The organism is Streptomyces sp. NBC_01451 (assembly GCF_036227485.1).
Lineage (GTDB): Bacteria > Actinomycetota > Actinomycetes > Streptomycetales > Streptomycetaceae > Streptomyces.
In genome coordinates, this window is sequence record NZ_CP109479.1 from 3271512 (window position 1) to 3286038 (window position 14527).

13 protein-coding genes are annotated in these 14527 nt (G+C 71.1%); 9 read left to right on the forward strand and 4 right to left on the reverse strand.

Going from position 1 to position 14527, the window contains the following annotated elements; translation table 11 throughout:
• The first annotated feature begins 183 nt into the window (after window positions 1-183).
• The 4 genes from OG595_RS13890 (at window position 184) to OG595_RS13905 (ending at window position 2913) form a co-directional block, all read left to right on the forward strand.
• Complete coding sequence (locus tag OG595_RS13890; RefSeq protein WP_329271705.1) at window positions 184-1788, forward strand: acyl-CoA carboxylase subunit beta; 1605 nt, start codon at window positions 184-186, stop codon at window positions 1786-1788.
• Between the two features lie 17 nt (window positions 1789-1805).
• Window positions 1806-2015: an acyl-CoA carboxylase subunit epsilon gene (locus OG595_RS13895; protein ID WP_329271707.1), complete on the forward strand. Its 210-nt coding sequence runs from the start codon at window positions 1806-1808 to the stop codon at window positions 2013-2015.
• A gap of 105 nt (window positions 2016-2120) precedes the next feature.
• A complete protein-coding gene (gene mmpB / locus OG595_RS13900; RefSeq protein WP_268240764.1) occupies window positions 2121-2249 on the forward strand; it encodes a morphogenic membrane protein MmpB in 129 nt (42 codons plus the stop codon).
• Between the two features lie 40 nt (window positions 2250-2289).
• Window positions 2290-2913 carry a nucleoside triphosphate pyrophosphatase gene (locus OG595_RS13905; protein ID WP_329271714.1) on the forward strand — a complete coding sequence of 208 codons (624 nt, stop codon included), beginning with the start codon at window positions 2290-2292 and terminating at the stop codon, window positions 2911-2913.
• Between the two features lie 25 nt (window positions 2914-2938).
• Here OG595_RS13905 and OG595_RS13910 read toward each other — a convergent pair whose 3' ends face one another.
• Window positions 2939-3427 carry a hypothetical protein gene (locus OG595_RS13910; protein WP_329271717.1) on the reverse strand — a complete coding sequence of 163 codons (489 nt, stop codon included), beginning with the start codon at window positions 3425-3427 and terminating at the stop codon, window positions 2939-2941.
• A gap of 434 nt (window positions 3428-3861) precedes the next feature.
• Between OG595_RS13910 and OG595_RS13915 the strand changes: the two genes are divergently transcribed.
• Both OG595_RS13915 and OG595_RS13920 read left to right on the forward strand, forming a co-directional pair.
• Window positions 3862-5634: an acetyl/propionyl/methylcrotonyl-CoA carboxylase subunit alpha gene (locus OG595_RS13915; RefSeq protein WP_329271720.1), complete on the forward strand. Its 1773-nt coding sequence runs from the start codon at window positions 3862-3864 to the stop codon at window positions 5632-5634.
• A 220-nt stretch (window positions 5635-5854) separates the two neighbouring features.
• The gene (locus tag OG595_RS13920) at window positions 5855-6430 is read left to right on the forward strand and encodes a TetR/AcrR family transcriptional regulator (RefSeq protein WP_329271722.1); all 576 of its coding nucleotides are present in this window, start codon (window positions 5855-5857) and stop codon (window positions 6428-6430) included.
• A 61-nt stretch (window positions 6431-6491) separates the two neighbouring features.
• On the opposite strand, the gene OG595_RS13925 is transcribed toward OG595_RS13920, so the two are convergent.
• Together OG595_RS13925 and OG595_RS13930 are read right to left on the reverse strand one after the other, a co-directional pair.
• The gene (locus OG595_RS13925) at window positions 6492-7496 is read right to left on the reverse strand and encodes a DeoR/GlpR family DNA-binding transcription regulator (RefSeq protein ID WP_329271723.1); all 1005 of its coding nucleotides are present in this window, start codon (window positions 7494-7496) and stop codon (window positions 6492-6494) included.
• A 180-nt stretch (window positions 7497-7676) separates the two neighbouring features.
• Entirely contained in the window at window positions 7677-9299 is a 1623-nt protein-coding gene (locus OG595_RS13930; protein WP_329271724.1) for an NAD(P)H-quinone dehydrogenase, read from the reverse strand.
• Between OG595_RS13930 and OG595_RS13935 the strand changes: the two genes are divergently transcribed.
• From OG595_RS13935 to OG595_RS13945, 3 genes are all read left to right on the forward strand, one after another.
• A complete protein-coding gene (locus tag OG595_RS13935; RefSeq protein ID WP_189150331.1) occupies window positions 9298-9735 on the forward strand; it encodes a gamma-glutamylcyclotransferase in 438 nt (145 codons plus the stop codon). The genes OG595_RS13930 and OG595_RS13935 overlap by 2 nt on opposite strands.
• A 124-nt stretch (window positions 9736-9859) precedes the next feature.
• Window positions 9860-10684, forward strand: a complete 825-nt coding sequence (locus OG595_RS13940) for a purine-nucleoside phosphorylase (RefSeq protein ID WP_329271727.1) — start codon at window positions 9860-9862, stop codon at window positions 10682-10684.
• Between the two features lie 441 nt (window positions 10685-11125).
• The gene (locus OG595_RS13945; protein ID WP_329271729.1) at window positions 11126-12760 is read left to right on the forward strand and encodes a phospho-sugar mutase; all 1635 of its coding nucleotides are present in this window, start codon (window positions 11126-11128) and stop codon (window positions 12758-12760) included.
• A gap of 64 nt (window positions 12761-12824) precedes the next feature.
• On the opposite strand, the gene OG595_RS13950 is transcribed toward OG595_RS13945, so the two are convergent.
• On the reverse strand, window positions 12825-14525 hold the full coding sequence (locus OG595_RS13950) for a hypothetical protein (RefSeq protein ID WP_329271731.1): 1701 nt from the start codon (window positions 14523-14525) through the stop codon (window positions 12825-12827).
• Window positions 14526-14527 lie beyond the last annotated feature (2 nt).

The following is a 14527-nucleotide window of genomic DNA, read 5'->3' on the forward strand; positions in this document are numbered from 1 at the left end:
CTTGAGCATATGCGTGGCCGCGTGCTCACGTGGCTTCTTCTGGAGATATTCCCTGCCCCTCTGTGAAGAGGAGAGGAGTGTGGTAAACGCCGCACTGCCGATGGGTAGGCGCGCCACTACGCTACGGATGAGTAGCCAATCCCCCTTCTGAGCACGTCACTCTTTGCAGGGAGCCGCATCCCGATGGCCGAGCCGGTACAGCCGCAGCAGATCGACATCCACACCACCGCGGGCAAGCTCGCCGACCTGCAGCGCCGCGTGGAGGCGGCCACGCACGCCGGATCGGGACGGGCTGTCGAGAAGCAGCACGCGAAGGGCAAACTGACGGCCCGTGAGCGGATCGAACTGCTCCTCGACGAGGACTCGTTCGTGGAGCTGGACGAGTTCGCCACCCACCGCTCGACCAACTTCGGGCTGGAGAACAACCGCCCGTACGGCGACGGTGTCGTCACCGGCTACGGGACCGTCGACGGGCGTCCGATCGCCGTGTTCTCCCAGGACTTCACCGTGTTCGGCGGTGCGCTGGGCGAGGTGTACGGCCAGAAGATCGTCAAGGTCATGGACTTCGCGCTGAAGACCGGCTGTCCGGTCATCGGCATCAACGACTCGGGCGGCGCCCGTATCCAGGAGGGCGTCGCGTCCCTGGGCGCGTACGGCGAGATCTTCCGCCGCAACACCCACGCGTCCGGGGTCATCCCGCAGATCAGCCTCGTCGTGGGCCCCTGCGCCGGCGGTGCCGTGTACTCCCCGGCCATCACCGACTTCACGGTCATGGTCGACCAGACCTCGCACATGTTCATCACCGGCCCGGACGTCATCAAGACGGTCACCGGCGAGGACGTCGGCTTCGAGGAGCTGGGCGGCGCCCGCACCCACAACTCCGCCTCGGGCGTGGCCCATCACATGGCCGGCGACGAGAAGGACGCCATCGAGTACGTCAAGCAGTTGCTGTCGTACCTGCCGTCCAACAACCTCAGCGAGCCCCCGCTGTTCCCGGAGGAGGCGGACCTCGCCGTCACGGACGAGGACCGCGAGCTGGACGTCCTGATCCCGGACAGCGCGAACCAGCCGTACGACATGCACACGGTGATCGAACACGTCCTGGACGACGCCGAGTTCTTCGAGACACAGGCCCTGTTCGCGCCGAACATCCTCACCGGGTTCGGCCGGGTGGAGGGCCGTCCGGTCGGTGTCGTCGCCAACCAGCCGATGCAGTTCGCGGGCTGTCTCGACATCGACGCGTCGGAGAAGGCGGCCCGCTTCGTCCGTACCTGCGACGCCTTCAACGTCCCGGTCATCACCTTCGTGGACGTCCCCGGCTTCCTCCCGGGCGTCGACCAGGAGCACACGGGCATCATCCGCAGGGGCGCGAAGCTGATCTACGCCTACGCGGAGGCGACCGTCCCGCTCATCACGGTCATCACCCGCAAGGCCTTCGGCGGCGCCTACGACGTCATGGGCTCCAAGCACCTCGGTGCCGACCTCAACCTCGCCTGGCCGACCGCGCAGATCGCCGTGATGGGCGCCCAGGGCGCGGTCAACATCCTGCACCGCCGCACGATCGCCGAGGCCGAGGCGAACGGGGAGGATCTCGACGTCGTCCGCGCCCGGCTGATCCAGGAGTACGAGGACACCCTCCTCAACCCCTACATCGCGGCCGAGCGCGGCTACGTGGACGCGGTGATCCTGCCGTCCGACACCCGCCGCCAGGTCGTACGGGGGCTGCGCCAGCTCCGTACGAAGCGCGAGTCCCTGCCCCCGAAGAAGCACGGCAACATCCCCCTCTAGACCGTTCAGGAGCCGTTGTGAACATCAAGGTCGTACGGGGCAATCCGACCCCCGAGGAGCTGGCCGCCGCCCTGGCGGTGGTCCGGGCCCGCGCCGTGGCGGCGTCCTCCACGGCGCCCGGCACACCGGGCACGAAGGACGCGTGGGCGGACCCGGCGAGGCTCGCCACCCACCGCCTGCCCCACCCCGGCCCATCATCCTGGACCCGCACCTACTGGCCGGGCTAGACCTTTCAGGGGCGCGGGGAACCGCGCACAGAAGGACAGGAAAGGGCGCCGATCTGAGTACCCCTACTCAGGCGCACCCCACCCGCCAAGCCCCACGCTGGTGGCATGCTGTGGTCCGACCCCGAGAACGAGCCGCCGAAGGAACTGCGCGACGCGCAGCAGATGCTTCGGCGGCTCGGGTTTCTCATGGCGCTGGCCATGCTGCTCGCGATGATCGTGCTCGGCGTTCTGTAGGACCTGTCCGGGCGCCTTACCCCGCCGATACCCTGGCCGCATGACCGATGATCAGCCGCGCCGCCGTCTCGTGCTCGCCTCCCAGTCCCCCGCCCGGCTCAACCTGCTCAGGCAGGCCGGACTCGACCCCGAGGTGATCGTCAGCGGGTTCGACGAGGACGCCGTGACCGCGCCGACCCCGGCCGAACTGGCCCTCGCTCTCGCCGAGGCCAAGGCCGCCGTGGTGGCCGCGCGGCCCGAGGCACACGGTGCCCTGGTGATCGGCTGCGACTCCGTCCTCGACCTGGACGGCGAGGCGTACGGCAAACCCGCCGACGCCGAGGAGGCCACCGCCCGCTGGAAGTCGATGCGCGGCCGGGCGGGCACCCTGGAGACCGGGCACTGCGTCCACGACACCGCGTCGGGGCGCTCCGTCTCCGCCACCGCGTCCACCGTGGTCCGCTTCGGCGAGCCGACGGACGAGGAGATCGCCGCGTACGTCGCCTCGGGCGAGCCCCTCCACGTCGCCGGGGCGTTCACGCTCGACGGCCGCTCGGCGCCGTTCATCGACGGCATCGACGGCGGCCACGGCAACGTCATCGGCATCAGCCTGCCGCTCGTACGCAAGCTGCTCGCCGAACTGGGCGTCGGCATCACGGAGTTGTGGACGCCCCAGGAGGCGTAGTCGCAGGGATCGAGGCGGCCGACGGTCAGGTGGTGCTGGGGGTCGGCGGGGGCGTCAGCGGGGAGGTGTCCGCAGGGGCATCGGGGGCATCGGGTGCCTCGGGTGCCTGGGGCGCGGCGGGGGTCTGCTTGTCGTACGTCATCAGCAGGAGCACGACCAGCGCCAGCACCACGACCATGGTCAGGAACGCCGGCACGCCCACCAGCCCCCAGGCGAACGCGCCCAGCAGCGCGTGCACGACGGCCACACTGATCAGGAGGACGCGGCCGAGGCCGGCCGGGGAGCGGTCGCGCCAGGCGACGAGCAGGGCCACCACGCCGCACAGCGCGAAGTAGGCGCCGAAGACCACGCCGCCGACCTTCGAGGACACGGACATCATGTCCGGGTCGAGGCCGGCGAGGGACATCCGCTGGTTGTCGGCCACGATCCCCAGGAGCCAGTTCAGGGCGGCTATGCCGAACGCCTCCACGAAGAGGACGATCGCGACGATCCATGCCACCGGTCTGCGGACCACCGGCCCCCACCCACTTTCGACTGCGCTTCGACTGCGCACGGACGCCGCACGGGCGCCGCACGAGCAAGGCTCTTGTTACCACTAGTACGTTCAGTTGGCACTACGTTCGGTACATCGTGAACGCTACTAACCGGTAAACGTGCGGACAAGGGTTCGGGAGAGGTTCCTCGGCAGGCGAAGAATCATTGGGCCGTTCGTAGGGTGTCCACAAAAAAACCGAGTGGGCCGCAGCACGCTCTCACAGAGACCTTGACCACATCAGGGGGCTAGGGTTTCCCGATGGAGTCCCGCGTACATAGGTGCGACAAGGGATTTCACGGGTAGGGCGAGCCTCGCATCACGCTCCGTGTGGGCAAGCTCACCAGTGGGGACGGGTCGATGCGCCGTGTCGGCAGTCCCTAAACTCAGCTTGTTTCAAGGAGGGAGCCTCAATCGTGCGCAAGGTGCTCATCGCCAACCGTGGCGAAATCGCTGTCCGCGTTGCCCGGGCCTGTCAGGATGCCGGAATCGCGAGCGTGGCCGTGTACGCCGACCCGGACCGGGACGCGCTCCATGTGCGTGCCGCGGATGAGGCGTTCGCTCTGGGCGGTGACACCCCGGCGAGCAGCTATCTCGACATCGCCAAGGTGCTGCAGGCCGCCAAGGACTCCGGGGCGGACGCGATCCATCCCGGATACGGCTTCCTCTCGGAGAACGCGGACTTCGCCCAGGCCGTCATCGACGCCGGGCTGACCTGGATCGGCCCGCCCCCGCAGGCGATCCGCGATCTCGGTGACAAGGTCGCCGCCCGGCACATCGCCCAGCGTGCCGGCGCGCCCCTGGTCGCCGGCACCCCCGACCCGGTCTCCGGCGCGGACGAGGTCGTCGCCTTCGCCGAGCAGCACGGCCTGCCCATCGCGATCAAGGCCGCCTTCGGCGGTGGCGGACGCGGTCTGAAGGTCGCCCGCACCCTCGAAGAGGTACCCGAGCTGTACGACTCGGCGGTCCGTGAGGCCGTGGCCGCCTTCGGGCGCGGCGAGTGCTTCGTCGAGCGCTACCTCGACAAGCCCCGCCATGTGGAGACGCAGTGCCTGGCCGACTCCCACGGCAACGTGGTCGTCGTCTCCACCCGTGACTGCTCCCTCCAGCGCCGCCACCAGAAGCTGGTGGAGGAGGCCCCCGCCCCGTTCCTGTCCGAGGCACAGGTCGCGGAGCTGTACTCGTCCTCCAAGGCGATCCTGAAGGAGGCCGGCTACGTCGGCGCCGGGACGGTGGAGTTCCTGGTCGGCACGGACGGCACGATCTCCTTCCTGGAGGTCAACACGCGTCTTCAGGTCGAGCACCCGGTCACCGAGGAGGTCTCCGGCATCGACCTCGTCCGCGAGATGTTCCGTATCGCCGACGGCGAGGAACTCGGTTACGGCGACCCCGAACTGCGCGGTCACTCCATCGAGTTCCGTATCAACGGCGAGGACCCCGGCCGCGGCTTCCTGCCCGCCCCCGGCACCGTCACCACCTTCGCCCCGCCCTCCGGGCCCGGTGTCCGCCTCGACGCGGGCGTCGAGTCCGGCAGTGTCATCGGCCCGGCGTGGGACTCCCTCCTCGCCAAGCTGATCGTCACCGGCGCCACCCGTGCCCAGGCCCTCCAGCGGGCCGCCCGCGCGCTGGCCGAGTTCCAGGTCGAGGGCATGGCCACCGCCATCCCCTTCCACCGCGCGGTCGTCGCCGACCCCGCGTTCGCGCCCGAACTCACCGGCTCCACCGACCCGTTCACGGTCCACACGCGGTGGATCGAGACCGAGTTCGTCAACGAGATCCCGGCCTTCGCCGCGCCCGCCGATGTCGAGGCGGACGAGGAGGCGGGCCGCGAGACCGTGGTCGTCGAGGTCGGCGGCAAGCGCCTGGAGGTCTCCCTCCCCGTCTCGCTGGGCATGTCCCTGGCCCGCACCGGCCTCGCCGCCGGTGCCAAGCCCAAGCGCCGCGCCGCCAAGAAGTCCGGCCCAGCCGCCTCGGGCGACACCCTGGCCTCCCCGATGCAGGGCACCATCGTCAAGGTCGCCGTCGAGGAGGGCCAGGAGGTCAAGGAGGGCGACCTCGTCGTCGTCCTCGAAGCCATGAAGATGGAACAGCCCCTCAACGCGCACAAGGCCGGCACCATCAAGGGCCTGGCAGCGGAGGTGGGCGCCTCCCTCACCTCGGGCGCCCCGATCTGCGAGATCAAGGACTGACCCGTACAAGATTGCGAGGCGCCCGGCGGACTGAGCGATCAGTCCGCCGGGCGCCTCTTTTCATGGCTTACGGTGCGCGCAGCGCCCGTAAGCCAGGGGCGCGGGGAACTGCGCGACAAGCCACAACGGACCGTCAGCCCGCCACGCACCGCACCCCCACGGCGGCTGGCCAGTGGCATGCTGAACCCACGGAACAAACAAACGAAGGGCAGGTGAACCCATGGCCCAGCCACCGGCAGGCCTCCGTGCCGACGCCCGCCGCAACTACGAACGGCTGCTGGCCGAGGCGCGTTCCGCCTTCGCCGAGCACGGAACGGACGCATCCCTGGAGGACGTGGCACGGCGCGCCGGCCTCGGCATCGGCACGCTCTACCGCCACTTCCCCAACCGGCACGCCCTGATGAGCGCCGTCTTCGAGGACGCGGTGAGCGACCTGCTGGCCCGCTCCCGCGAACTGCTGACCGACCCGGAGCCGTGCGCCGCGCTGGTGACCTGGCTGCGCGAGATCGTCAGGCACGCCGGCGAGTACCGAGGTCTGGCACGGGCGCTCATGTCGGTGTCGTACGACGCCGACTCGGCCCTGGCCAGGTGCAGCAACCCGATGCGGGAGGCGGGCGCGGCCCTGCTCGCCCGCGCCCAGCAGGCCGGCACCCTGCGCGCCGACGTCTCCATCGGCGACCTGCTCCAGCTCACCAACGCCATCGCGCTGGCGGCCGAGGCGACCCCGGACGACCCGGAGCTGGCCGACCGCCTCCTGACCCTGACACTGCGGGGCCTGAAGGCCGTACCCCAGTAACCCGGTCCGCAGGCAACCCGGTTCGTACGGCCCGGTTCTGACGGCCCGGCCCGTACGGCGGTCAGCGGCGGCGGAGGTCCGCCACCCGGGCCCGTTCCCGCTCGCGCTCGCCAGGTCCGCCGGGCTGCTCGCCCAGCATCGTGCCGCGCAGCGGATGGCCCGCCGCGCCGCCGGGCAGCTGTCCCCGGCGCGGGTTGGGAAGGGGCACGTCCCGGCGCTGTTGGCGCGTCGGGACCTGCTCACCGCTCTGCGGCCCGTTTCCCGGGGAGTTGCTGCCGGAGCCCGACGATCCGGCCACGGCGATCTGGACTCCCTGGTCGGCCAGGGCCTGCAGTTCCGTACCGGCACGGTCGTCGTGGACGGGTGGTTCGTCGGTGACGAGGCGGGTGATCACGTCCGTGGGCACGGTCTGGAACATGGTGTCCGAACCGAGCTTGGTGTGATCGGCGAGCACGACGACCTCGGCGGCGGCCTGCACCAGCGCGCGGTCGACGGACGCCGACAGCATGTTGGAGGTGGACAGCCCGCGTTCGGCCGTGAGCCCGCTTCCGGAGAGGAAGGCCTTGGACACCCGCAGCCCGTGCAGGGACTGCTCGGCACCACTGCCGACCAGGGCGTAGTTGGAACCGCGCAGAGTGCCACCGGTCATGACGACCTCCACTCTGTTCGCGTGGGCCAACGCCTGGGCCACCAGAAGGGAATTGGTGACGACGGTCAGCCCGGGGACCCGCGCGAGCCGGCGGGCCAGCTCCTGCGTGGTGGTCCCCGCCCCGACCACGATGGCCTCGCCCTCTTCGACGAAGCTCGCGGCGAGGTCGGCGATGGCCGTCTTCTCGGCGGTCGCGAGATGGGATTTCTGCGGAAAGCCGGATTCTCGCGTGAACCCGCCCGGCAATACCGCACCGCCATGCCGGCGGTCGAGGAGTCCTTCTGCCTCCAGTGCGCGCACGTCCCGCCGTACGGTCACTTCGGAGGTCTGGACGACGCGGGCGAGCTCACGGAGCGACACGGCTCCATTGGCACGCACCATTTCGAGGATCAATTGACGACGTTCTGCAGCGAACACGAAACTGACAGTAACCCCAACGACCGTCTGCTTTCAGCAGTTTGCGCCGAATAGCAGAAGTTGTTCGCATGGGGGTACCGGAAGTGGTATACGGGCCTATCTCCCCTGCTTATGCCGCAGGAATGGGCGGCAAATCCCCGTGACCAGCGGGAAGTTGCCGCCCCTGGCGCGTCCCGGCCGTCAGGCCTCGCCCGCCGCCTTGCGCGTGTGAAGCTGCCGGGCGACCTCGGCGATCGATCCCGAGAGAGACGGGTAAACAGTGAACGCGTTCGCGATCTGCTCGACCGTCAGATTGTTGTCGACGGCGATCGAGATCGGGTGGATGAGTTCGGAGGCGCGCGGCGACACGACACACCCGCCCACGACAATCCCGGTGCCCGGCCGGCACATGAGCTTGACGAAACCGTCCCGGATGCCCTGCATCTTCGCGCGCGGATTGCGCAGCAACGGCAGTTTGACGACCACGGCGTCGATCTTGCCGCTGTCGACATCGGCCTGGGTGTAGCCGACGGTGGCGATCTCGGGGTCGGTGAAGACGTTGGAGGAGACGGTCTTGAGGTTGAGCGGGGCCACCGCGTCGCCGAGGAAGTGGTACATGGCGATACGGCCCTGCATGGCGGCGACGGACGCGAGGGCGAAGACACCGGTCACGTCACCGGCGGCGTACACACCCGGGGCGGTCGTCCGCGACACCTTGTCGGTCCAGATGTGCCCGGAGTCGCGCAGCTTGACCCCGGCCTCCTCCAGGCCCATTCCGGCGCTGTTGGGAATCGCGCCGACGGCCATCAGACAGTGCGAGCCGCTGATGACCCGCCCGTCGGCGAGGGTGACCTCGACCCGGTCGCCGACGCGCTTGGCGGACTCGGCGCGGGAGCGGGCCATGACGTTCATGCCACGGCGCCGGAAGACCTCTTCGAGGACGGCGGCGGCGTCGGGGTCCTCGCCCGGCAGCACCCGGTCGCGCGACGACACGAGGGTCACCTTGGACCCGAGGGCCTGGTAGGCGCCCGCGAACTCGGCACCGGTGACACCGGAGCCGACCACGATGAGCTCCTCGGGCAGCTCGGTGAGGTCGTAGACCTGGGTCCAGTTGAGGATGCGCTCACCGTCGGGCTGCGCGTCGGGCAGCTCGCGGGGGTGCCCGCCGGTGGCGATCAGCACGGCGTCCGCGACGAGGGTCTCCTCGCTGCCGTCCACGGCCCGTACGACGACCTTCCGGGAGCCGTCGACGCCCTGGAGTCCGTCGAGCCGCCCGCGCCCGCGCAGGACGCGTGCGCCGGCCCGGGTGACGGAGGCGGTGATGTCGTGCGACTGGGCGAGGGCGAGGCGCTTCACCCGTCGGTTGACCTTGTCGAGGTCCACACCGACGACGCGGGCGGCCTGCTTGTCGGGCGGGGTGTCGTCGGCGACGATGATCCCCAGTTCCTCGTACGAGGAATCGAAGGTCGTCATCACCTCGGCGGTGGCGATCAGGGTCTTCGACGGTACGCAGTCGGTGAGCACCGACGCCCCGCCCAGACCGTCGCAGTCGACGACGGTCACCTCCGCGCCGAGCTGCGCCGCCACCAGCGCCGCTTCGTAGCCGCCGGGTCCGCCACCAATGATCACGATCCGAGTCACATACCCCATTGTCCCGTACGCGCCGGGGTGCCGACGCCCCGGGGCCGCCGCACGGGTCCGGGGCGGACGCCGGAGGGACCGCCGACGGGTCCGGCACGGGCGGGGGCGGACACCTGTACGGGTACGGAGGGGACGTGTGCTGTCGGAGTGACGGCCGGGTCCGCTGCCGTACTCTCGATCCATGTCGCTCTACGCCGCCTACGCCGGCAATCTCGACGCCCGGCTCATGACGCGCCGCGCACCGCACTCGCCGTTGCGCGCCACCGGCTGGCTGACCGGCTGGCGGCTGACCTTCGGAGGCGAGCACATGGGCTGGGAGGGCGCCCTCCCGACGATCGTCGAGGCCCCCCGCTCCCAGGTCTTCGTCGCCCTGTACGAGATCGCCCCGCTCGACGAGGACTCGCTGGACCGCTGGGAGGGCGTGGGCCTCGACATCTACCGCCGGATGCGGCTGCGCGTCGACACGCTGGAGGGCGAGGAGCCGGCGTGGGTGTACGTCCTCAACGGCTACGAGGGCGGCCTGCCGTCGGCCCGGAACCTGGGCGAGATCGCCGACGCGGCGGAGTCGGCGGGGGCACCTCACGACTATGTGATGGAACTGAGAAAACGTCCCTGTTGACCGGGGACCGGCCGGGGGCGGGTCCCCGGCGGCGCCCTTTGGATGGAAACGACAAGACAACGATCGGCATCCCGTAACCTCCGTCATCTACGCGCGTAGGCTCGAACCGGATACCCTCATGCGCGTGAACGCATCTCTTCTTCCGGACGACATCCAGGGCGACCCCTACTCCGCCGCCGACGCCGCCGCCGCGCGCCTGCGGGAGCTCACGGGCGCCGAGACCCACGACGTCGCCCTCGTGATGGGCTCCGGCTGGGCACCGGCCGTGGACGCCCTGGGCGACCCCGAGGCCGAGTTCCAGGTCACCGAGCTGCCCGGCTTCCCGCCGCCGGCGGTCGAGGGCCACGGCGGCAAGATCCGCTCGTACCGGATCGGCGACAAGCGCGCGCTGGTCTTCCTGGGCCGCACGCACTACTACGAGGGCCGGGGCGTCGCGTCCGTGGCACACGGTGTCCGTACCGCCGTGGCCGCCGGGTGCAAGACCATCGTCCTGACCAACGGCTGCGGCGGCCTGCGCGCCGACATGCGCCCCGGCCAGCCGGTCCTGATCAGCGACCACATCAACCTCACGGCGACCTCCCCGATCGTCGGCGCGAACTTCGTCGACCTGACGGACCTGTACTCGCCGCGGCTGCGTGCCCTGTGCAAGGAGATCGACCCGAGCCTTGAGGAGGGCGTGTACGCCCAGTTCACGGGCCCGCACTACGAGACACCGGCGGAGATCCGGATGGCGCGGGTCATCGGCGCGGACCTGGTCGGGATGTCGACGGTGCTGGAGGCGATCGCGGCACGCGAGGCCGGCGCCGAGATCCTGGGCATCTCCCTGGTGACGAACCTCGCGGCGGGAATGACCGGAGAACCCCTGAACCACGAGGAGGTCCTCCAGGCAGGCCGCGACAGCGCAACCCGAATGGGCTCCCTCCTGACCCAGGTCCTGGACCGCCTGTAGCCCCACCCTGGCCCGAGAGCCTCCACCCCAGCCTTCCCCCCTCCCCCACACCCCCCACCACCACATCCGCGGCCCGAGTGCCCCCACCAGCCCACCCGACCCCGGCCCACACCCCCAGCCCGACCAGCACCTTCCCAACCCCGACCCACACCCCCAGCCCGACCAGCACCTTCCCAACCCCGACCCACACCCCCAGCCCGACCAGCACCCTTAGAACACCGGCCCACACCTCCAGCCCGACCGGCACCCTTAGAACACCGGCCCACACCTCCAGCCCGTCCGGCGTTTGAGGACAAGGCCCGTTCAGGGCCGGAGGGGGGTCTGGGGGCGCAGCCCCCAGGAACAGGACGGGACGGGTAGGGGCGGCGGGGGCGACAAGAATGGGCCCGCACCCGACCACACACCGCACCGCACCGCACCACCACAACGAGAGGCACCGACGTGCACGACGACGAACTCATCGCACGCGCCAAGGCGTGGCTGGCCGAGGACCCCGACGCCGAAACCCGTGAGGAACTCGCCAAGCTCATCGACGCCCAGGACCTCCCCGAACTCACCACCCGCTTCACCGGCACCCTCCAGTTCGGCACCGCAGGTCTCCGCGGCGAACTCGGCGCCGGCCCCATGCGCATGAACCGCTCGGTCGTCATCCGCGCCGCCGCCGGCCTCGCCGCGTACCTCAAGGCGAAGGGACGGACCGGCGGCCTCGTCGTCATCGGCTACGACGCCCGCCACAAGTCGGCTGACTTCGCCCAGGACACCGCCGCCGTGATGACCGGCGCGGGTCTGCGCGCGGCCGTCCTCCCCCACCCCCTCCCCACCCCCGTACTGGCGTTCGCCATAAGGCACCTGGGCGCGGTCGCGGGCGTGGAGGTCACCGCCAGCCACAACCCGCCCCGCGACAACGGCTACAAGGTGTACCTGGGCGACGGCTCCCAGATCGTCCCGCCCGCCGACGCCGAGATCGCCGCCGAGATCGAGGCCGTAGGCGCCCTCGCCGACGTGCCCCGCCCCACCGCGGGCTGGGAAACCCTCGACGACACCGTCCTGAACGCCTACCTGGCCCGTACGGACGCCGTCCTCACCCCCGGCTCCCCCCGCACCGCCCGCACGGTCTACACCGCGATGCACGGCGTCGGCCGGGACACCCTTCTCGCGGCCTTCGCCCGGGCCGGTTTCCCCGCCCCCGAGCTGGTCGCCGAACAGGCCGATCCCGACCCGGACTTCCCGACCGTCGCCTTCCCCAACCCGGAGGAGCCCGGCGCGATGGACCTCGCCTTCGCCAAGGCCCGCGAGACGAACCCGGACCTGATCATCGCGAACGACCCGGACGCGGACCGCTGCGCGGTGGCGGTACCGGCCGGCGGTGGCTGGCGCATGCTGCGCGGCGACGAGGTGGGCGCCCTCCTGGCCACCCACCTGGTCCGGCACGGCGCGCGGGGAACCTTCGCCGAGTCGATCGTCTCCTCCTCCCTCCTGGGCCGGATCGCCGAGAAGGCGAACCTCCCCTACGAGGAGACCCTCACCGGCTTCAAGTGGATCGCCCGCGTCGACGGCCTGCGCTACGGCTACGAGGAGGCCCTCGGCTACTGCGTGGACCCCGAGGGCGTACGCGACAAGGACGGCATCACCGCCGCGCTCGCCGTCACGGAACTCGCCTCCGAGCTGAAGGCCGAGGGCCGTACGCTCCTCGACCTGCTCGACGACATCGCGGTCGAGCACGGTCTGCACGGCACGGACCAGCTCGCGGTCCGCGTCGAGGACCTGTCGGTCATCGCGGACGCCATGAGCCGGCTGCGCGAGCAGCCCCCGACCCGCCTCGCGGGCCTGGCGATCACGAAGGCCGAGGACCTCACGCAGGGCACGGAGACGCTCCCGCCCACGGACGGCCTGCGCTACACGCTCGACGGTGCCCGCGTCATCGTCCGCCCCAGCGGTACGGAGCCCAAGCTGAAGTGCTACCTGGAGGTCGTCCTCCCGGTGCCCACGCACGCGGACCTCCCGGCGGCCCGCGCGAAGGCGACGGACCTGCTGGAGACGATCAAGCGGGACCTCTCCGCGGCGGCGGGCATCTGAGCGGCTGCCGACCGGAACCAGGCTGATCCACCGGGCAGGCCCTGGCCTGCCCGGTGCCCCGCTCTCAGCGCGCCGCCACCAGCGCCACCACCCACACCCCCGCCAGTACCGCGGCCAGCGGCCAGAGCGGCCGTCCCCGTTGCGCCGCGCGGCTCTCGCCGGTCGGCCGCAGCTCGGCGTCGAGGCGCATGGCGGTCAGTTCGGCGGCCAGGGCGTCGTACGGGTGGGTCAACCCCAGGCGCCGCTGGAGCCGGCCCCAGCGGGGCGCGGAGACCGACCAGACACCGTCCTGCCAGTCGATCTTCAGCTCCAGTGAGCGGCGTCGTACGAAGCGGAGGTCGTCCCAGGGCACGTGCTGGGGTCCTCGCAGCCCGTTGATCCAGAGACCGGACCGGTCGGCGGTGACGCGCCAGGCGAGCTTCATGACGACGACGACCGCGAAGCCCAGCCCGAGCAGGGGGAGGCCCACCAGCTCCCACGTCGGGAGGTCGGGCTCGTAGATCCAGTCCAAGGCCAGCCACAGGCCCCACAATCCGGGCAACACGGTGGCCAGCCAGTCCAGCCACCCCGCCCGCCATTGCCGCACCTTGCCGGCCATCGCCCGCCGCTCGGCCAGCTCCCGCCCCTGAAGCTCCAGTTGGAGACTGTCGGCGGCGTGTTCGCGGTGCCGGGCGACGCGCCTGCGACTCGCGTCCGGCGACAGCGGCCGGACCGGCCCCGCCGACCACTCCGTCAGCGGCGGCTGCGCGGGATCCTCGTCGGCGCTGACGACGAGCACCTCGGCGCCGTCGAAGGGGGCGCCGTAGAGAACGGCTTCCCGGAGCGGCCCGAGGGTGTCGTCGTCGAGACCGAGAAGCACCCGCCGAAGCTCGTCGTCGACGTCCCCACCGGCCTCACCCTCCCCGCTCGCGCCCCCATCGCCTTCGTCGTCACCCTCGTCATCGACGTCATCGACGTCGTCATCGTCGTCGAAGGAGGTGAGGTCGACGGTGAACAGGGGCCGCTCGGCGTCGAGATCGTCGGCGGCGTACACCTCCGTACCGCCCTGCGCGTCGTCACGTACGAGGACGCGCAGTACCGGCACCGGGGCTCCGCGCAGCGCGCCCGCCCGCTGCCGGCCGAGCCATGCCGAGGTCAGCGCGGTCGCTGCCAGGCCGGCCAGGAAGACGGTGAAGACCCAGGCGCCCTCCTGGTCCTGGGCCGATCCCCAGAGACCGGCGGTGCTACCGGTCAGCAGGCCGAGCGCGAGCACGACGAACCCCAGCACGAACAGCAGCCGCCCACGCCGTACGGGGACCTCGGCGCCCGGTACGAGCGCGGCGACGCCCCCGGCGGCCTCGACGGCCCGCTCCAGTTGCTCACCGCGCGCCCGCAGCCGTACGGCCACGACAGCCCAGGAGCCCAGCACGACCACCACTCCGAAGCCGGTCAGCGCCCATGACTTCGCGGAGGCCTCCGCGGCGAGGGCGAGGAGCAGCAGCGGCGCGCCGACCCACACGAGCTCGGGCCGGGCGAGCACCCACAGCACGTACACCGCGAACCCGGCCGCCACGAAGGGCCACAGGCCGCCGGCCATGGCCACCAGGGCGCCCACGCACAGCACCAGGGTGGCGAGCCCGGCCGCGACCGAGCGGCGCACCCGGAGGAAGGTCCAGCGTGGCGGCAGCGCGGCCGACCAGCCCGCCGCGCGAGCGGTGGTCCAGTCCTGGCAGCCGTCGGGTATGGAGGCGGGGGGCAGCCGCAACGACTCGTCGGGGAGGGCCACGC